At 70.4% G+C, this 18,393-nt stretch carries 15 protein-coding genes; 8 read left to right on the top strand and 7 right to left on the bottom strand.

What is annotated here, in order from left to right:
• Nucleotides 1-10: 10 nt before the first annotated feature.
• Complete coding sequence (locus E3O41_RS08420) at nt 11-2,461, bottom strand: DNA gyrase/topoisomerase IV subunit A (protein ID WP_067027117.1); 2,451 nt, start codon at nt 2,459-2,461, stop codon at nt 11-13.
• 110 nt (nt 2,462-2,571) lie between these two features.
• Here E3O41_RS08420 and E3O41_RS08415 point away from each other — a divergent pair, with 110 nt between their 5' ends.
• The gene (locus E3O41_RS08415) at nt 2,572-3,705 is read left to right on the top strand and encodes an alkaline phosphatase family protein (RefSeq protein WP_067027115.1); all 1,134 of its coding nucleotides are present in this window, start codon (nt 2,572-2,574) and stop codon (nt 3,703-3,705) included.
• 294 nt (nt 3,706-3,999) lie between these two features.
• On the opposite strand, the gene E3O41_RS08410 is transcribed toward E3O41_RS08415, so the two are convergent.
• The gene (locus E3O41_RS08410) at nt 4,000-4,962 is read right to left on the bottom strand and encodes an IS481 family transposase (protein ID WP_135012250.1); all 963 of its coding nucleotides are present in this window, start codon (nt 4,960-4,962) and stop codon (nt 4,000-4,002) included.
• 427 nt (nt 4,963-5,389) lie between these two features.
• Between E3O41_RS08410 and E3O41_RS08405 the strand changes: the two genes are divergently transcribed.
• Nucleotides 5,390-6,217, top strand: a complete 828-nt coding sequence (locus E3O41_RS08405; protein ID WP_067024141.1) for a hypothetical protein — start codon at nt 5,390-5,392, stop codon at nt 6,215-6,217.
• 199 nt (nt 6,218-6,416) lie between these two features.
• On the opposite strand, the gene sepH is transcribed toward E3O41_RS08405, so the two are convergent.
• Nucleotides 6,417-7,466 (bottom strand): septation protein SepH, encoded by a 1,050-nt coding sequence (sepH, locus tag E3O41_RS08400; protein ID WP_067024137.1) that lies wholly within the window; start codon nt 7,464-7,466, stop codon nt 6,417-6,419.
• A gap of 223 nt (nt 7,467-7,689) precedes the next feature.
• Between sepH and E3O41_RS08395 the strand changes: the two genes are divergently transcribed.
• Nucleotides 7,690-7,983 (top strand): DUF4193 domain-containing protein, encoded by a 294-nt coding sequence (locus E3O41_RS08395; protein WP_067024134.1) that lies wholly within the window; start codon nt 7,690-7,692, stop codon nt 7,981-7,983.
• A gap of 64 nt (nt 7,984-8,047) precedes the next feature.
• On the opposite strand, the gene E3O41_RS08390 is transcribed toward E3O41_RS08395, so the two are convergent.
• On the bottom strand, nt 8,048-8,524 hold the full coding sequence (locus E3O41_RS08390; protein ID WP_067024131.1) for a DUF3093 family protein: 477 nt from the start codon (nt 8,522-8,524) through the stop codon (nt 8,048-8,050).
• Between the two features lie 12 nt (nt 8,525-8,536).
• Between E3O41_RS08390 and dut the strand changes: the two genes are divergently transcribed.
• From dut to dxs, 5 genes are all read left to right on the top strand, one after another.
• Entirely contained in the window at nt 8,537-8,989 is a 453-nt protein-coding gene (dut, locus tag E3O41_RS08385) for a dUTP diphosphatase (RefSeq protein ID WP_173849888.1), read from the top strand.
• Between the two features lie 17 nt (nt 8,990-9,006).
• Nucleotides 9,007-9,606 carry a DUF3710 domain-containing protein gene (locus E3O41_RS08380; protein ID WP_099566276.1) on the top strand — a complete coding sequence of 200 codons (600 nt, stop codon included), beginning with the start codon at nt 9,007-9,009 and terminating at the stop codon, nt 9,604-9,606.
• Nucleotides 9,603-10,349 (top strand): DUF3159 domain-containing protein, encoded by a 747-nt coding sequence (locus E3O41_RS08375; RefSeq protein WP_067024125.1) that lies wholly within the window; start codon nt 9,603-9,605, stop codon nt 10,347-10,349. The genes E3O41_RS08380 and E3O41_RS08375 overlap by 4 nt, the downstream gene beginning before the upstream one ends.
• Nucleotides 10,350-10,486: 137 nt before the next feature.
• Nucleotides 10,487-13,363, top strand: a complete 2,877-nt coding sequence (locus E3O41_RS08370; protein ID WP_067024123.1) for an aconitate hydratase — start codon at nt 10,487-10,489, stop codon at nt 13,361-13,363.
• Nucleotides 13,364-13,469: 106 nt separating this feature from the next.
• Nucleotides 13,470-15,428 (top strand): 1-deoxy-D-xylulose-5-phosphate synthase, encoded by a 1,959-nt coding sequence (dxs, locus tag E3O41_RS08365; RefSeq protein ID WP_067024120.1) that lies wholly within the window; start codon nt 13,470-13,472, stop codon nt 15,426-15,428.
• A 12-nt stretch (nt 15,429-15,440) separates the two neighbouring features.
• On the opposite strand, the gene E3O41_RS08360 is transcribed toward dxs, so the two are convergent.
• The 3 genes from E3O41_RS08360 to E3O41_RS08350 form a co-directional block, all read right to left on the bottom strand.
• Complete coding sequence (locus E3O41_RS08360) at nt 15,441-15,644, bottom strand: helix-turn-helix domain-containing protein (protein WP_067024116.1); 204 nt, start codon at nt 15,642-15,644, stop codon at nt 15,441-15,443.
• Nucleotides 15,644-16,138 carry a DUF2975 domain-containing protein gene (locus tag E3O41_RS08355; protein WP_067024112.1) on the bottom strand — a complete coding sequence of 165 codons (495 nt, stop codon included), beginning with the start codon at nt 16,136-16,138 and terminating at the stop codon, nt 15,644-15,646. The genes E3O41_RS08360 and E3O41_RS08355 overlap by 1 nt, the downstream gene beginning before the upstream one ends.
• 105 nt (nt 16,139-16,243) lie before the next feature.
• Nucleotides 16,244-18,385, bottom strand: a complete 2,142-nt coding sequence (locus E3O41_RS08350) for a 3-hydroxyacyl-CoA dehydrogenase NAD-binding domain-containing protein (RefSeq protein ID WP_067024109.1) — start codon at nt 18,383-18,385, stop codon at nt 16,244-16,246.
• Nucleotides 18,386-18,393 lie beyond the last annotated feature (8 nt).

Genomic DNA, 18,393 nt, shown 5'->3' with positions numbered 1-18,393 from the left:
GGGCGCGGCGTCAGACGAGCGTGCGGCCGATCGAGCCGATGACGGCCTCGAGGGGCTGGCCCGAGGCATCGCGGCGCGCGAGAGTCTGCGGCAGCTTGCGCACCGCGCCCTGGGCGTCGACGGCGAGCGCCGGGTCGGGTCCGACCCAGGCGAGCGTGAGGCGGTCCTCGCCCTTGAGCAGACTGTGGGCGCGGACGCCGCCGGTGGCGCGGCCCTTGGCGGGGAACTCCGAGAAGTCCGTGATCTTCGCGCGCCCCGGGTCGGTCCCCGCGAGGATCGCGTCGGAGCCCGACACCGTCACCACGACGGTGTCATCGCCCGTGGCCGCGCCGAAGAACAGCACCTCGCTGCCGGCGCCCAGCTTGATGCCGGCCATGCCGCCCGCAGGCGCGCCCTGGGGTCGCACGGACGACGCCGCGAACCGCAGCAGCTGCGCATCCTTGGTGACGAAGACGAGCTCGGCGTCACCGGGGGCGACGGCCGCTCCGACGACCGCGTCGCCGGGCTTGAGGCCGATCACCTCGAGCTCGGGCTTGGCGGCCAGGCCCGAGGGCACGATCCGCTTGACGACGCCCTGCGCGGTGCCGAGCGCGACGGGCACGTCGGAGTCGAGGGCGATGATCGTGACGATCCGCTCCGATTTGTCGAGCAGCCCGATGTAGTCGCGCAGCTTGACGCCGGCGCCCAGCTGCACGGAGCTGGCCGGCACGGACGGCAGATCGATGGGGGAGAAGCGCATGATGCGGCCGCGCGAGGTGATCGCCCCGAGCTCGCCGCGGATCGTGCCCTGGGCGGTGGCGAGGATCGCGTCGTGCTTGCTGCGGCGCGACGGCGCGGCCAGCTCCTGGCCCTCCGTGAGGTCGACGCGCACGGCGCGGCCCGTCGTGGACAGCGCCACGAGCGTGGGGCCGTCGGCGATCTGCAGATCGGTGCCCGCCGAGGCCTTGGCCGATCGCGGCGCGGCCGGCCGGGCGTTCATGAGCATCGTGCGGCGCGGCGTGCCCAGCTTCTCGGCCGTGGCCTCGAGCTCGGTGGCCACCTGCCGGCGCAGCAGCGCGTCGGAGCCGAGCAGCTCCTCGAGGTACGCGATCTCGGCGAGCAGCTCGTCGCGCTCCTTCTCGAGCTCGATGCGCGAGAACTTGGTCAGGCGGCGCAGGCGCAGCTCGAGGATGTACTCGGCCTGCACCTCGTCGAGGTCGAACACCTGGCACAGGCGCGTGCGCGCCTCCTCGGCCGTCTCGCTGGAGCGGATGACCTGGATGACCTCGTCGATGTCGAGGATCGCGATGAGCAGACCCTGCACGAGGTGCAGGCGCTCCTGCCGGCGCGCCAGGCGGTACCGGCTGCGCCGGGTGACCACCTGGAGGCGGTGATCGATGTAGACGCGCAGCAGCTCCTTGAGGCCGAGCGTGCGCGGCTGGCCGTCGACGAGGGCGACATTGTTGAAGTTGAAGGAGTCCTCCATGGGCGTGAGCCGGAAGAGGAGCTCGAGCACGGCGGCCGGGTCGAAGCCGGTCTTGACCGTGATGATCAGCCGCAGGCCGTTGTTGCGATCGGTGAGGTCCTGCACCTCGGCGACGCCCTGCAGCTTCTTGGACTGCACCGCGTCCTTCATCTTCTCGATGACGCGCTCGGGGCCGACCATGTAGGGCAGCTCGGTGACGACGATGCCGGTGCGGCGGGGACCGATCTGCTCGATCGACGTCTTCGCGCGCACCTTGATGGCGCCGCGGCCGGTCTCGTACGCGTCCTTCACGCCGTCGAGGCCCATCACGATGCCCCCGGACGGGAAGTCGGGGCCCGGAACGAACTCCATGAGCTCGTCGGTGGTGGCCTCGGGATTCTCGAGCAGGTGGATCGCCGCGTTCACGACCTCGATGAGGTTGTGCGGGGCCATGTTGGTGGCCATGCCGACCGCGATGCCGCTGGCGCCGTTGACGAGCAGGTTCGGGTAGGCGGCGGGCAGCACGTCGGGCTGCTGGAACTGGCCGTCGTAATTGGGGACGAAGTCGACGACGTCCTCGTCGAGGTCCTCGGTCAGCGCGAGCGCGGGCGAGGCCAGGCGGGCCTCGGTGTAGCGCGCGGCGGCGGGGCCGTCGTCGAGCGATCCGAAGTTGCCGTGCCCGTCGACGAGCGGCACGCGCAGCGCGAAGTCCTGCGCGAGGCGGACGAGGGCGTCGTAGATCGCGCTGTCGCCGTGAGGGTGCAGCTTTCCCATCACCTCGCCGACGACGCGGGCGCTCTTGACGTGGCCGCGGTCGGGGCGCAGCCCCATCTCGGCCATCTGGTAGAGGATGCGGCGCTGCACGGGCTTGAGGCCGTCGCGGGCATCGGGCAGGGCGCGAGAGTAGATGACGGAGTATGCGTACTCAAGGTACGAGCCCTGCATCTCGGCCTCGAGGTCGATGTCCTCGATGCGCTCCTCGACCGGCTCGGCGGCGGGTGCCTGCTTGCGCGCCATTCAGCCCTCTCTTCGTGCCTGGGTGCCGCACGGGTCAGCGGCCCGGGCGTCTCGGTTCGGGAATCGTCAGCGCGGTGATCGCGATCGGGTGCTGTGCGAGACTGGCCCGGATGTCATCGATCGTACCCGCGGGGCCCGCCACGGCCCGGATCCTGACCGGGGTGGCGGCCGACCTGATCGGCGCGCTCACGGGGCGACCGGAGGGCCTGCCGCCGGCACGGTCCGCGGTGCTCGTGGTGATCGACGGGCTCGGCGCGATCCCGCTGCGGGCCCACCGGGGGCATGCCCGCTTCCTCGCGGCGGCGATGGGCAAGCGCGACGTCGCCCGCACGGTCTTCCCCTCGACCACCGCGTCGGCGCTCAGCTCGCTGCTCGCGGGCGTCGCGCCGGGGGAGCACGGCCTCGTGGGGTACCGCGTGCTCGACCCGGATCGCGGAGTGCTCGCGAGCCAGCTCGACGGATACGAGCGCGACGGTCTCGATCCGATCGCGTGGCAGCGCTCGTCGACGATGTTCGAGCGGGCGCGCGAGGCGGGGCTGCACCCCTACGCCGTGAGCCTGGAGCGCTACGCCACGACCGGTCTGACCCGCGCGATCATGCGCGGGGCGGAGTTCGTCGGCGAGAAGGACCCGGCCCAGCGCCTGCGGGTCTCGATTGCGCTCGCGGAGCAGCACCCGGGCGCGCTCGTGTACTGCTACCTGCCGGAGCTCGATCAGGCCGGCCATAAGCACGGCATCGCGTCGCCGGCGTGGGTGGAGACGCTCGAGCGCCTCGATGCCGCGCTCCGTGCGGCGGAGCGGCTGCCGAGCGGGGTGGGCATGATCGTCACCGCCGACCACGGCATGATCGACGTCCCGCCGCACCGCCACGTGCTGCTGCGCGACGGCGATCCGCGGCTGGAGGGAGTGGCGCACCTCGGCGGCGAGCCGCGCATGCTGCACGTCTATGCGGAGCCGGGCGTCGACGTCGACGCGCTCGCGGGCGTGTGGCGCGAGGCGTCGGCCGGCACGGCGGATGTCGCCACGCGCGAGGAGGCGATCGCGGCCGGCCTGTTCGGATCGCCGGTCGCCCCGCACGTGCGCGGCCGGATCGGCGACGTGCTCGTCGCCGCGCGCGGCCTGTGGGCCTTCTACGACGACCGCCTCGACGACAAGGCCTCGCAGCGCATGATCGGCCAGCACGGCTCGACGAGCCCCGAGGAGATGATCGTCCCCTTCATCCGCCTCGGCGCCTTCGCCGCCTGACCCCTGGGCTCTCGACTCGCTTCGCTCGCTCGACGAGCCCGGGTGGTCACGGCACAACAGCGCAGATCTGCGATTCCGCGCAGCCGATCCCCTCCCGGGTGCGCCACAACGCAGATCTGCGCCCTCACGGCCGAAACCCCGCACGGCTCGTCGACCGGAGGCGCGGAGCGCCGGAGCGGAGACCGGGCCCCTGGAGTCGGAGGCTCCACGCGTCGCGAATGCGACGTGTGGAGGGACGACAGGGCCGAGCGGAGCGCCGCAGCCGCGGAGTCGAGGCCAAAGCCTCAGCGACCGCTAGGTGTAGTTCCCCGTGAGGTTGTGAACGCGTGAGGCCGGGGTCTGGCCGCCGAGGGCGGTGTGGGGTCGGTGGTGATTGTAGTGATGCAACCAGGCCGGGAACGCGGCGACGCGGGCGGCTTCGTTGGGGTAGAAGCGGGCGTAGGCCCATTCCTCTTCGGCGGTGCGGTTGAGGCGCTCAACCTTCCCATTCGTCTGCGGCCGGTAGGGCCGGGTCCGCCGGTGCTTCACGCCGTCGCCGAGCGCGTCTCGGAAGGCATGTGAGCGGTAGCAGGCGCCGTTGTCCGTCATCACCGCGGTGACCGTGATCCCCGCATCCGCGAAGAACGCGCGGGCGCGGATCCAGAACGCTGCAGCCGTCTCCTTGCGCTCGTCATCGAGGATCTCGGAATACGCCAACCGGGAGTGGTCGTCGATCGCGTTGTGGACAAACGCGTAGCCGACACCGCGCTGTCGGTCCCGGTTGCCTGCTGTCCGGCCGAGGGCGCGGTGCCCGCCGCCTTCGGGGATGCGCCCCTGCTTCTTGATGTCGACATGGACCAGCTCGCCCGGCCGCGACGCCTCGTAACGGATCGGTTTGGGCTTGCGGACCGGCAGTCCGGTGAACCGGTCCAGGTGCTTGAGCAACGGCATCCCGTAGCGGGCCAGGACCCGCCCGACCGTCGAGCGAGCCAGGCGCAGGTGATACGCGATCCGGTGAGGCCCCCAACGGCGGGTGAACCGCAACGCGATGATCCGCCGCTCCGTGCGCCGTGGCAACTGATGCGGCGACGACACCGGCCGTGACGACCTGTCGGTGAGCGGCTCGCCCGCGGCGTAGCGTTTGGCCCACTTCGACGCGGTCGCGGGCGAGCAGTTGAACCGTTCCGCTGCCCGCCGGATCGTCCAACCGGCATCGACGATCGCGGATGCGAGGCGACGACGCCCTTCCGGCGTCAAGGGCGCGTTAGCGTGAGTCACGAGGGCCTCCGTTGTGACGTAGTGAGTGTGGTAACCCACATCGTCCCGGAGGCCCTCGCCTCAGCTCACACGTTCACAACGTGTCGGGGAACTACAGCTAGGGACGCCAACGACGGATGCAGCGTCGTTCCTCACAAGGGATCAGCGCCCGGTATCCATCGGGTAACGCTCATGCCTTCTGGGGCCGCACCGTCGGTATTCTGGGCCCGCGCTGTCCGCGCCTACCCTAGGAACCCAAGGACACATGTCAGGCACACCTCCCGCAGGCTGGTATCCCGCTGCGCACGCGAACAATGAGCTCCGGTACTGGGACGGGCGCGAATGGCACGATCCTGCGCCGGGTGTGCCGCCGGTGTCACATTTCGTTGCGTATCCGCAGGGCCCCAGTGCCTCGGAGGGGGTCCCGACTCGCAAGAAGGGTCTCGCGTTGGCGGCGCTCATCGTCGCGATTGTCGGATTGCTGCTGTTTTGGATCCCGTGGCTGGGATTGATCGTCGCGATTGCCGGTGTCGTGCTGGGTGTGCTGGCGCTGATCAACAAGCAGTCGATCCCCCTGACCGCCACAGGCACATCGATCGGTGTGCTCGCGCTCGTCCTGGCTTTCTCGGTCACCAGCTATTTCGGCTCACTGGATCAGGAGCAGGCCGCTGCCGGGAGTGCAGACGAGTCCGAGGCAAGCAGTGATGCCGCAGCGATCGCAACGCCGGCTCCGACGCCGGAGTCCACGGAGAAGTCGGAATTCGAACCGACGCAGAGTGCTGAGCCGGAGCCATCGAAGCCGGCGGAGCCATCCCAGCAGCCCATGCCCGCGGAGCCGGAGCAGGCGACGGCCGCAGGCACGGTCGACGACCCGATGCCGCAGCCGTACGTCGCGACAGGTCTCCTCGGTGGGGAGAAGTACAGCCTCACGGCGAGGATCATCAACGCGAATGCCAACGCTGCCGTGATGGAGTGGAACATGTTCAACTCCGAAGCGCCGGCGGGATTCAAGTACGTCGTCGTCGAACTCACGATGACTGGGATCGACCCCGAAGGTGTCGAACCGTCGATCGCCGAGTGGGACATGGAGCTTGCCACGATCGAGGGCAATGGCTACCACAGCGAGTACGTCGTCTTCGGCGAGGGAATGCCGTCGATGTCGGACGGCCCCACGTTGTACCCGGGCTCGTCCTTCACCGGGTACACGGCCTACATCGTGCCAGAGCAGGCGAATGAGTTTCTGATGTACGACAACTACAACCACATCGCGTTCTAGCGACGAGACGCGGACGGTCGCCAAGCTGCGGGTGCTCTCGACTCGCTTCGCTCGCTCGAGCCGTCTCGGCTCCCTTCGGTCGCTCGACGAGCCCGGGTGGGCACGGCTCGTCGACCGGAGGCGCGGAGCGCCGGAGCGGAGACGGGCCGAGCGGAGCGGCGCAGCCGCGGAGTCGAGGCCTTGAGCGGAGCGGGGAGCCTCAGTCGTCGCTGCGGGCGCCGAAGACGATCTCGTCCCAGGACGGCATGGCGGCGCGGCCACGGCGGCGGGACTGCTCGGGCTCGGGGTCCGGCTCGGGCTCGGGGGCCTCGGTGATCACGGGCGGCTGCTCGTCCATCGCGTCGAACAGGGCGACCGGCGCGCCGTTGCGCGAGGGGTGACGGGCGACGCTCTCGTCGAGGTCGCTCATCGGGGCGGCCTCGCGCTGACCGCGGCGGCGGCGCAGGGCCTCGAGCAGATCGGCGGTCTCCGGCGACGTGGCCCGGTCCTCCGGCGCACGGCGGGTCGCGCCGTCGCGGGCCTCGGAGCTCGAGGTGCCGCGCAGCGCGCTCACCGTGGCGGCGGGCGCCTCGGCCGGGACTTCGGGCTCCGGCTCGGGCAGGCGGCGCGGGCCGAACGCGTCGGTGTCGAAGCGGGTGTCGTCCTTCGTAGGCACGTCGAGCGCGCGCAGACGGGGAATGAGGCCCTCGGGCAGCGGACCCTGCCGCGACAGCTGCGTGGCGTCGCCGTTCAGGGGCGCGAGCGCGCTGCGGCGGGGCTCGAACGACCAGCGGGCGTCGTGGTCGACCTCGTTCGCCGTGAACTCCAGCTTGATCACCCAGCCGGACTCGTCCTTCCAGCTGGTCCAGCGCTCGCCCGAGGCGTGCAGATCCGCGAGCTTGGCGCGGATGGCCACCCCGAACGTGGGGTTCGGGTCGCCGTCAAGCTCGCTGCCGATGAGCACGGGCACGGCGAGGGCCTGGTTGACGATGTGCTCGCGTTCGGCGATGACGGGACCCTCGAAGCGGCGGACGTCGTCCAGATCGGCGCCGAGCAGCTCGGCGACCTCCTCGGCCGACATGCCGGCCCGGATATGCATCTGGATCTCGCGCGGGCTCGCCGACGTGCGGCGGGCCGGGCGCGAGACGGCGCCCGCCTTGCGGATCTCCGAGCGCAGCACGTCGTCGACGGCGACCGTGAAGCGCTGGCCCGATTCGTTCGCGAGGACGATCGCACCGTCCTCCGATCCGATGACCGTGAGCTGATCCATGCTGTGCTCCTTCCGCGACCTGCGGTGCATCACATGGTTTCACGGCCCCGGCGGGAACCGGGGGAATACACCGGGCGTGCCGCGGGTTTCACCGGCAGCGATTCGCACGAGAAGGGCGCCACGCCAGGCGTTTGCTTATTCAGGAACTCTCGTGCAGACTATCGCCGCCCGCCGGACAAGCGGGCACGTCCCACAACGCACGAAAGAAGAGTGACGCCCTCCGATGGCAACCGACTACGACGCCCCTCGCAAGTCCGAAGACGACAGCAACGAGTCGATCGAGGCACTGAAGGCGGCGCGGAACAATCCCCAGCCCGGGTCGGCTGACAGCGAGGACTCCGACAACCCCGGCTTCGAGCTCGGCGGCGCCGACCTCTCGAACGTCGAGCTCGACGTGGTGGTCCTCCCGCCGCAGGAAGACGAGTTCACCTGCATGAACTGCTTCCTCGTGAAGCACCGCTCGCAGCTCGCCGAGGAAGGCCCCAACGGCCCGATCTGCAAGGACTGCGCAGCCTGATCGCTTCGGAACGCCCGGTGTCTCCCTGGAGGCACCGGGCGTTTCGCGTGCCGGGGGCGACGGATCAGGACGCGCGGCGCGCGTGGGCGATCGCCGCGGCGAGGCGGTCGGGCGTGCGCGTGGAGATCGTCCACGACGTGACGGGGTCGTCGCCGTCGGTGTTGGGCACCACCACGAGGCCGTCGATGCCGCCGCGGATGAGGTACCAGCCGTGCGGGTCGAGGTCCCGGCCGCGCGCGGTGCGCGCCTGCTCGCCGGTGAGGGGGATCGGCTCGCCGAGGTAGCTCGCATCGATGTGAGCCCGGCCCGCGCGCAGCGTGGTGCCGCGGACCTCGACGACGGGTGCGGAACCGACGAGAACGGCGATCACCGCGACCGCCACGACGACGCCGATCGCCAGCGACAGCGCGCGGTCGATCTGCACGAACACGAGCGCCGCCATCGGCGCGACGACGGCCGCCCCGCCGAGCAGCCACAGCGAGGGCGAGAGCCGCTCCCGATACGTGGCGATCGGGCGGCTGGGTGTGGATGTGTTCTGCATTACCCTCGTTGGGTGACCGAAACCGTGGACGTGCCCATTGTCGCACCCGTGATCCCGGCGTACGCCCACCCCGACGATGCGGGGGCCGATCTGGTCGCCGCCGAGGCCGTGCGCCTCGAGCCGGGGGAGCGCGCGCTTGTCGGTACCGGCGTGCGCATCGCGCTGCCGGCCGGTCACGCCGCCTTCGTGGTGCCCCGCAGCGGCCTGGCGGCCAAGCACGGCATCACCATCGTCAACGCGCCCGGCACGATCGACGCCGGATATCGGGGCGAGATCAAGGTCGCGCTGCTGAACACCGACGCCCGCGAGGCCTACGAGGTGGCGGTGGGCGATCGGATCGCGCAGCTCATCGTCATGCCCGTGCCGCAGGCGCGCTTCCTCCCCGTCGAGGAGCTGCCCGAGAGCGGCCGCGGCGAGGGTGGATTCGGCTCGACCGGCTACCAGTCGACAGGAGAGAGCAAGTGAGCGACGAGAACGAGGCCATCGAGGCCGAAGAGGTCGCATACGACCCCACCGCCAAGTCGGCCCCCGCAGACCGCGCGCAGAACGGACCCTTCGACGAGTCCGAGGCCAACCCGGTGCGCCCCTACATCGACCTGGGCGGCCTCAAGGTGCTCCCGCGCGAGGGCCTGAACCTGCGCCTCGAGGTCGAGGACAAGTCCAAGCGCATCGTGGCGATCGGCCTGGACTACGCGGGATCCACGCTCCAGGTGCAGCCGTTCGCCGCGCCGCGCACCACCGGCCTGTGGGGCGAGACGCGCGAGCAGATCCGCGAGCAGGTGCGTCAGCAGGGCGGCCGCGTCGAGGAGCGGGGCGGCCCCTTCGGCCCCGAGCTGCTCGCCGAGGTGCCCACCGCCGACGCGTCGGGCGGATCGTCGATGCGCCTGGCCCGCTTCGTCGGCGTCGACGGCCCCCGCTGGTTCCTGCGCGGCGTGATCGGCGGCGCGGCGGCGAGCGACCCGGCGGCGGCCGAGCAGGTCGAGGACCTGTTCCGCTCGCTGGTGGTCGTCCGCGGCGGCAACCCGATGCCCCCGCGCGATCTCATCCCGCTGAAGATGCCGCAGGCCCCGGGCACGGCGTGAGCGAGCCCGAGCCGCCGCGCGAGTCGGGCTCTCGCGACCTGACGCCGCCACCGGCGCCCTCCGAGCTGCTCGGCGAGGCGCTCGGCCAGGCGGCGCGCCGTGCGGGACTCGATCCGGCCGCCGAGGCCAGCACGGGGCGCGTGGTGTGGCATGCGATGGGCGGATTCCGCGGCGTGCTCGAGTCGGTGCTGCCCAGCCTCGCGTTCCTCGTCGTCTACACCTTCTGGCCGGAGCCGCTGTGGCTCTCGCTCGTCGCCTCCGTGGGCCTGGCCGCGGTGTTCACGATCCTGCGGTTCGCGCAGCGGTCGACGCCGGCCGCGGCGCTCGGGGGCCTGATCGCCGCCGCCGTGGCCGCCGCCCTCGCCCTGCTGACGGGGCAGGGGGAGCAGAACTTCCTGCCGGGCCTGATCACCAACGTCGTCTACGGCACGGCGATCCTCGTGTCGGCGCTGGTGGGGTGGTCGATCATCGGCCTCGCGGGCGGCTTCCTCATGGGCGAGGGCACCGCGTGGCGCGAGGATCGGCGCAAGCGCCGCGTGTACTTCTGGCTCGCGATCGCGTGGGCGGCGCTGTTCTACGCGCGCCTGGCCGTGCAGCTGCCGCTGTACTTCGCCGGCGACGTGCAGGTGCTCGGCGCCGCCAAGCTCATCATGGGGCTGCCGCTGTTCGCGCCGCTCGTCGCGGTCACCTGGCTCACCGTCCGCTCCCTCTACCCGCGCGGCGATTCGGCGGATCGTGCATAATGGATTTATCTTGATATCAAGATAAATTTCCCTTCCGACGCAGCCGCGCTGTTAGGTCCTCCTTGGTAGCCGTGAGGGCATGACAGGGGCAGGATGGGAGGGAATTTCCGCGGTCGATCCCGAAGGAGACGGAACCGGTGTCCACGGTGAACAGCTTCGGTGCGAAGAGCACCCTGACGGTCGGCAGCACCGACTACGAGATCTACCGCATCGATGCGGTCGAGGGTTACGAGTCGCTGCCGTTCAGCCTCAAGATCCTCCTGGAGAACCTGCTCCGCACCGAGGATGGCGCGAACATCACCAAGGAGCAGATCAGCGCGCTCGGCTCGTGGGATGCCGCGGCCGAGCCGAGCACCGAGATCCAGTTCACGCCGGCTCGCGTCGTGATGCAGGACTTCACGGGCGTGCCCTGCATCGTCGACCTCGCCACCATGCGCGAGGCGGTCACGGCGCTGGGCGGCGACGCCAACAAGATCAACCCGCTCTCGCCGGCCGAGATGGTCATCGACCACTCGGTCATCGCCGACCTGTTCGGCACCGAGAACGCGCTCGAGCGCAACGTCGAGATCGAGTACGAGCGCAACGGCGAGCGCTACCAGTTCCTCCGCTGGGGCCAGACGGCGTTCCAGGACTTCAAGGTCGTGCCCCCGGGCACGGGCATCGTCCACCAGGTCAACATCGAGCACCTGGCCAAGGTCGTCTACGACCGCGAGGTGAACGGCGTGCTGCGCGCCTACCCCGACACCTGCGTCGGCACCGACTCGCACACCACCATGGTCAACGGCCTGGGCGTGCTGGGCTGGGGCGTCGGCGGCATCGAGGCCGAGGCCGCCATGCTCGGCCAGCCGGTGTCGATGCTCATCCCGCGCGTGGTCGGCTTCAAGCTCACGGGCGACATCCCGGCGGGCGTCACCGCGACCGACGTGGTCCTCACGATCACCGACATGCTCCGCAAGCACGGCGTCGTCGGCAAGTTCGTGGAGTTCTACGGCGAGGGCGTCGCGTCGGTGCCGCTGGCCAACCGCGCCACGATCGGCAACATGAGCCCCGAGTTCGGCTCGACGGCCGCCATGTTCCCGATCGACGACGTCACGCTCGACTACCTGCGCCTGACCGGCCGCGACGAGCAGACCGTCGCGCTCGTCGAGGCGTACGCCAAGGAGCAGCACCTCTGGCACGACCCCTCGCGCGAGCTCGTCTTCAGCGAGTACATGGAGCTCGACCTCTCGACGGTCGTCCCCTCGATCGCCGGCCCGAAGCGCCCGCAGGACCGCATCCTGCTGTCGGAGGCCAAGTCGCAGTTCGAGAAGGACATCGTCAGCTACGCGTCGATCCCCGAGGACTCGGTCGAGGTCGAGGGCACGTTCCCCGCTTCCGACCCCGGCACGACCCCGGGCGTCGAGCGCGAGCACATGCCGTCCAACGGCGTCTCGCACCAGCACGACGAGGAGCACACGCACCAGCACGTCGAGTCGACGCTCGTCGCCAGCGGTGCCCCGCACATCGCCTCGAAGCCGGTGAAGGTCACCACGCCCGAGGGCGAGTCGTACCTGCTCGACAACGGCGCGGTCACGCTCGCCGCGATCACGTCGTGCACCAACACGTCGAACCCGTCGGTCATGATCGCCGCCGGCCTCCTCGCCCGCAAGGCGCGCGAGAAGGGCCTCAAGCGCAAGCCGTGGGTCAAGACGACGCTCGGCCCCGGCTCGAAGGTCGTCACCGACTACTACGAGAAGTCGGGCCTCGACAAGGACCTCGAGGGCCTCGGCTTCTACACGGTCGGCTACGGCTGCACCATCTGCATCGGCAACTCGGGCCCGCTGATCGACGAGGTCTCGGCCGCCATCAACGAGAACGACCTGGCCGTCACGGCCGTCCTCTCGGGCAACCGCAACTTCGAGGGCCGCATCAGCCCCGACGTGAAGATGAACTACCTCGCCTCGCCGCCGCTCGTCGTGGCGTACGCGCTGGCCGGCTCGATGAACTTCGACTTCGAGACCGACCCGCTGGGCACCGACGCGGACGGCAACGACGTGTTCCTCAAGGACGTCTGGCCGTCGCCGGACGAGGTGCAGGAGATCATCGACTCGTCGATCTCGCGCGACCAGTTCATCAAGCAGTACGCCACCGTCTTCGACGGCGACGAGCGCTGGAAGAACCTGCCCACGCCGAGCGGCCCCGTCTTCGAGTGGGACGAGAACTCGACCTACGTGCGCAAGGCGCCGTACTTCGACGGCATGACGATGGAGCTGACCCCGGTCACCGACATCACGGGCGCGCGCGTGCTGGCCACGCTGGGCGACTCGGTCACGACCGACCACATCAGCCCCGCGGGCTCGATCAAGGCCGGCACCCCGGCCGCGCAGTACCTGATGGAGCACGGCGTCGCCCAGCGCGACTTCAACTCCTACGGCTCGCGCCGCGGCAACCACGAGGTGATGATCCGCGGCACGTTCGCGAACATCCGCCTGAAGAACGCGCTGGTCAAGGCCGTCAACGACGGTCAGCAGATCGAGGGCGGCTTCACGCGCGACTTCACCCAGCCCGAGGGTCCGCAGGCCTACATCTACGACGCGTCGCAGAACTACCAGGCCCAGGACATCCCGCTCGTCATCTTCGGCGGCAAGGAGTACGGCTCGGGCTCGTCGCGCGACTGGGCGGCCAAGGGCACGCGCCTGCTGGGCGTGAAGGCGGTCATCACCGAGAGCTTCGAGCGCATCCACCGCTCGAACCTCATCGGCATGGGCGTCGTCCCGCTGCAGTTCCCGGCCGGCGAGAGCTGGGAGTCGCTCGGCCTCGACGGCACCGAGATCGTCTCGATCCATGGCCTCGAGCAGCTGAACGAGGGCATCACGCCCAAGACGGTGCGCGTCACGGCCGAGCCGAGCGAGCACTCGCCCGCCGGCAAGCAGACGATCGAGTTCGACGCGGTCGTCCGCATCGACACCCCCGGTGAGGCGGACTACTACCGCAACGGCGGCATCCTGCAGTACGTGCTGCGCAGCCTGGTCTGATCGCACACGCCGACACGGCCCCCTTCGCCCTCGGGCGGAGGGGGCCGTTCGCGGTTCCCGGGCGGCCGCCGGGGGTTTTCCAGAGTGCCGGGCGTAGGCTTTCGGCATGAGTCTTCTCGAGGGAATCAGTGGTCCGCGCGACCTCGACGCCCTGTCGACGGAGCAGCTGGAGCAGCTCGCCGCGGAGATCCGCGAGTTCCTCATCGCGAACGTCGCCCGCACGGGCGGCCACCTCGGACCCAACCTCGGCGTCGTCGAGCTGACGATCGCCCTGCACCGGGTGTTCGATTCACCCAACGACCCGATCATCTTCGACACGGGCCACCAGTCGTACGTGCACAAGCTGCTCACCGGCCGCCAGGACTTCGAGAACCTGCGCAGCCGCGGCGGCCTCGCGGGCTACCCGCAGCGCTCCGAGAGCCCGCACGACGTCGTCGAGTCGTCGCACGCGTCGAGCTCGCTCAGCTGGGCCGACGGCATCTCGCGCGCCTTCACGCGCACGGGCCGCTCGGACCGCCACGTCGTGGCCGTCGTGGGCGACGGCGCCCTCACGGGCGGCATGACGTGGGAGGCCCTCAACAACATCACCGACGACAACGATCGCAACCTCGTGATCGTCGTCAACGACAACGGCCGCTCCTACGCGCCCACGATCGGCGGCATGGCGCGCTACCTCAACCGCGTGCGCACGGGCGAGATGTACCGCGACCTCGAGTCGAAGTCGGGACGCCTGGCCGATCGGCTGCTGGGGCGCGTGGGCCGCGCGCTGTACCGCGGCGTGCGCGGCGGCACGCGCGGCTTCCTGTCGCGGCTGACCAACAACCGCGCGCTCTACTCGCAGCTCGACATCAAGTACCTCGGGCCGGTCGACGGCCACGACGTGAAGGCGATGGTCGAGACGCTCGAGCTGGCCAGGTCGTATGGCGCCCCCGTGATCGTGCACGCGATCACGGAGAAGGGCCGCGGCTACCAGCCCGCCCGCGACGACATCGCCGATCAGTTCCACGCCGTGGGGCGCATCGACCCGCAGACGGGCGAGCCCGTCTCGTCGTCGTCCGCGCTGTCGTGGACCGACGTCTTCGCCGAGGAGCTCGTGGCGGTCGGCGAGAGCCGCCCCGAGGTGATCGCGATGACGGCGGCCATGCTCCGCCCCACCGGCCTCGGGCCGTTCGCCGAGCGGTTCCCCGACCGCGTGTACGACGTCGGCATCGCCGAGCAGCACGCGGTGGCCTCGGCCGCCGGCCTGGCCTACGGTGGCCTGCACCCCGTGGTCGCGCTGTACTCGACGTTCCTCAACCGCGCCTTCGACCAGGTGCTCATGGATGTCGCCCTGCACCGCGCGGGCGTGACCTTCGTGCTGGACCGCGCCGGCGTCACCGGGCCGGACGGCCCCAGCCATCACGGCATGTGGGATCTGGCTCTGCTGCACATCGTTCCCACCATCCGGATCGCGGCCCCGCGCGACGCGGAGCGCCTGCGCGAGGAGCTGCGCGAGGCGGTGGCGATCGACGACGCCCCCACGGTGATCCGCTTCCCGAAGGGCGGGGTCGCCGACGCGATCCCCGCGATCGAGCGGCTGCGCGACGGCGTCGATGTGCTCGCGCGCGGGCGCACCGAGGACGTGCTCATCGTGGGCATCGGCCCGTTCGCCCAGCTGGGCCTCGACGTGGCGCGGCGCCTGGAGGCGCAGGGGATCGGTGCCACCGTGGTCGACCCGCGGTGGGTGGTGCCGGTGCCCGAGTCGATCGTCGAGCTCTCGGCGCGTCACCGACTCGTGATCACGCTGGAGGACGGCCTGCGCGTGGGTGGCATCGGCACGCGCGTGCGCCAGGTGCTGCGCGAGGCGGGGATCGACACGGCCGTGGACGAGCTCGGCCTGCCCGACGCGTTCCTCGACCACGCCTCGCGTGAGGAGATCCTCGAGGACGCCGGCCTCACGCCGGCGAAGATCGCCCACGACGTGGTCGCGCAGGTGCTGGGCACCCGCATCCCCGTGGCCCGGCCGGAGGGTGCCCGCGGCCTCCCGACCGTCACCGGCCCGATCGAGCGCTCGCGCCGGCACTGATCCCGTCGCGCGTCAGTCCTCGTAGTGCAGGATGTCGCCGGGCTGGCAGTCGAGCACCCGGCAGATCGCATCGAGGGTCGAGAACCGCACGGCCTTCGCCCGCCCGTTCTTGAGCACCGCGACGTTCGCCGGCGTGATGCCGATCGCCTGGGCGAAATCGCCGACGCTCATGCCACGCTCCGCGAGCATGCGGTCGATGGAGATGCGGATCGGCATCACACGACCTCGTCGAGCTCGGTGCGCAGGAGCATCGCGTGCCGCAGCAGCGACCGCAGCACGAGGGTGATGCCGGCCAGCGCGAGGAGGAGGAGGAAGGCCGTCGCCTCGACGAGGGCGAGGAACGGGCTGCCGGCCTGGCCGTTGCTGATCACGACCGCCCCCGTGGCGACGAGGGCGGCGCCGCACGAGAGGGTGCCGATGAACACGTCGACCCACAGCAGCGAGGAACGGGTGAGGATGCTCCCGCCGCGAATGCGATGCACGAGCAGGGCGATCATGGCGAGCGCGACCAGGCCGAGCATCGTCAGCGCCATCGCCACGGCCAGGAGCGGAACGCGCAGCTCCGCATACTCCGGCAGGGCCACCGCCGTGCTCTCGGCGAGGCCGGGCAGGACCGCGATCGCGCCGAGCCCGACGAGGAACAGCGCGCCCAGAAGCGCCTGGGTGATCGCGACGAGGGCGAGCGAGGGGCGAGGCAGACGCTGATCCATCTATCGAGTGTCGATAGATCACCTCGGAATGTCAAGAGGCGATCGTGGCGCGCAACGCGAAGGCGGGAGGGATCCGTGGACCCCTCCCGACTTCGTGTGTGAGCGTCAGCGGGCGTCGACGCCGCGGATCGGCGGGGTGTGGAACGTGCCGCCGAACACGCGCTCGGAGGCACCCACGCGGTCGAGGTACGCGGTGGCGCCGCCGTCGATGAACGGCCAGCCGGCGCCGAGGATGAGGCCCAGGTCGATGTCCTCGACCTCGGGGACCACGCCCTCGTCGAGCATGATCTTGATCTCGCGGGCCAGCTCGTCCTCGACGCGGCGGAGGATCTCGTCGGCCGACGCGGGGCTCGATCCCGTCGACAGCACCTTGAGGGCGTCCTTCGACCAGCCGGTGATCTTGCCGTGCTTGTCCTTGGCGAGCGGCTCGGCGACCTCGGCCACCTTGTGCAGGTTCTCGGAGGAGTAGAACCGCTCGGGGAAGTGGCGCACCATCGTGTCCTGCACGTGGGCGGCGACCTTCCAGCCGACCAGGTCGATCAGCTCGAAGGGACCCATCGGCAGGCCCAGGGGAGCGAACGCCTTCTCGACCTCGACGAGGGGCGTGCCCTCATCCACCGCGCGGGCCGCCTCGCCCATGACCTTCGCGAGCAGGCGGTTGACGACGAAGCCGGGGGCGTCGGCGGTGCCGATCGCGTTCTTCTTGAGGTTCTTCGCCACGACGAAGCCGGTGCTGATCGCCTCGTCGCTCGCCTGCGGCGTGCGGACGATCTCGATCAGCGGCATCACGGCCACGGGGTTGAAGAAGTGGAAGCCGATGAGGCGCTCGGGGTTGGACAGGACCGACCCGATCTCCTCCACCGACAGCGACGAGGTGTTGGTCGCGAGGATCGCCTCGGGCGAGACGATCGCCTCGATCTCGCGGAACACGTCCTGCTTGACCTTCGTCTCCTCGAACACGGCCTCGATCACGAAGTCGCAGTCCGCGTACTCGCCCTTGTCGACGGTGCCGCGCACGAGCGCGCGCAGGCGGTTCGCGGCGTCGGCGTCGATGCGGCCCTTCGACTCGAGCTTGGCGATCTCGTCGCGGATGTACGCCAGGCCCTTGTCGACGCGCTCCTGCGAGATGTCGGTGATGAGCACGGGCACCTGCAGGCGGCGCACGAAGAGGAGCGCGAACTGGCTGGCCATGAGGCCGGCGCCGATCACGCCCACCTTGGTGACCTTGCGCGCGAGCGCCTTGTCGGGAGCGCCGACGGGACGCTTCGCGCGCTTCTGCACGAGATCGAACGCGTACATCGACGCGGCGAACTGGTCGCCCGTGATCAGCTCGGCCAGAGCCTCGTCCTCGCGGGCGAAGCCGTCCTCCTTCGACCCCGAGCGCGCCTTGTCGAGCAGCTCGAGCGCGCGGTAGGGCGACTTCGGGACGGTGCCGATGCGGCTCTCGAGCATGCCGCGCGCCATCTTGATGGCGATCGGCCACTTGGTGAGCTTCTCCATCTTGCCGGGCGCGTTCTTGCGCTCGACCTTGACGGTGCCGCCGAGCACGCCGTCGGCCCAGCGCAGCGAGTCCTCGAGGTAGTTGGCCGGCGAGAAGATCGCGTCGAACATGCCCAGCTCGAACGCCTGCTGCGGCTTGAGCGTGCGGTTCTGCTTGAGCGGGTTGGAGATGATCACCTCGAGCGCGTTCTCGATCCCGATGAGGTTGGGCAGCAGGTACGCGCCGCCCCAGCCGGGGATGATGCCCAGGAAGACCTCGGGCAGGCCGATCGCGGCCGCCGAGGAGTCGATCGTCCGGTACGTCGAGTTCAGCGCGATCTCGACGCCGCCGCCGAGCGCGAGGCCGTTGACGAACGCGAACGAGGGCACGCCCAGGTCGCTGAGCTTGCCCAGCACCTGGTGGCCGCGCTGCGCGATCATGCGCGCGTTGTCGCGGGTCTTCAGCGCCGAGATCTGCGAGAGGTCGGCGCCGGCGGCGAAGATGTACGGCTTGCCGGTGATCGCCACGGCGTCGATCTCGCCCGCCGATGCGCGCTTCTTGAGGTCCTCGAGCACGCCGTTCAGCTCCGTGAGCGTGCGCGGCCCGAGGGTGTTCGGGCGCGTGTGGTCGCGGCCGTTGTGCAGCGTGATGAGGGCGATCGTGCGTCCACTGGCGAGCGTGACATCGCGCACGATCGAGTGCGTGACGACCTCGTCGACGGAGGCGGCGTCGAGGTCGGAGAAGTCGATCGATTCGTAGTCGGTCACAGCTGTCG

Origin of the sequence: Microbacterium sediminis (genome assembly GCF_004564075.1) — a bacterium.
Classification (GTDB): domain Bacteria; phylum Actinomycetota; class Actinomycetes; order Actinomycetales; family Microbacteriaceae; genus Microbacterium; species Microbacterium sediminis.
Note: the sequence above shows the minus strand (reverse complement) of the source record. Positions and strands in the feature narration are given on the sequence as shown.

Bases quoted from the DNA above. Each gene is read 5' to 3' on its own strand.
- E3O41_RS08420 (WP_067027117.1), bottom strand. From the start codon at position 2,461: ATGGCGCGCAAGCAGGCACCCGCCGCCGAGCCGGTCGAGGAGCGCATC.
- E3O41_RS08415 (WP_067027115.1), top strand. From the start codon at position 2,572: ATGTCATCGATCGTACCCGCGGGGCCCGCCACGGCCCGGATCCTGACC.
- sepH (WP_067024137.1), bottom strand. From the start codon at position 7,466: ATGGATCAGCTCACGGTCATCGGATCGGAGGACGGTGCGATCGTCCTC.
- E3O41_RS08395 (WP_067024134.1), top strand. From the start codon at position 7,690: ATGGCAACCGACTACGACGCCCCTCGCAAGTCCGAAGACGACAGCAAC.
- E3O41_RS08390 (WP_067024131.1), bottom strand. From the start codon at position 8,524: ATGCAGAACACATCCACACCCAGCCGCCCGATCGCCACGTATCGGGAG.
- dxs (WP_067024120.1), top strand. From the start codon at position 13,470: ATGAGTCTTCTCGAGGGAATCAGTGGTCCGCGCGACCTCGACGCCCTG.
- E3O41_RS08360 (WP_067024116.1), bottom strand. From the start codon at position 15,644: ATGCCGATCCGCATCTCCATCGACCGCATGCTCGCGGAGCGTGGCATG.
- E3O41_RS08355 (WP_067024112.1), bottom strand. From the start codon at position 16,138: ATGGATCAGCGTCTGCCTCGCCCCTCGCTCGCCCTCGTCGCGATCACC.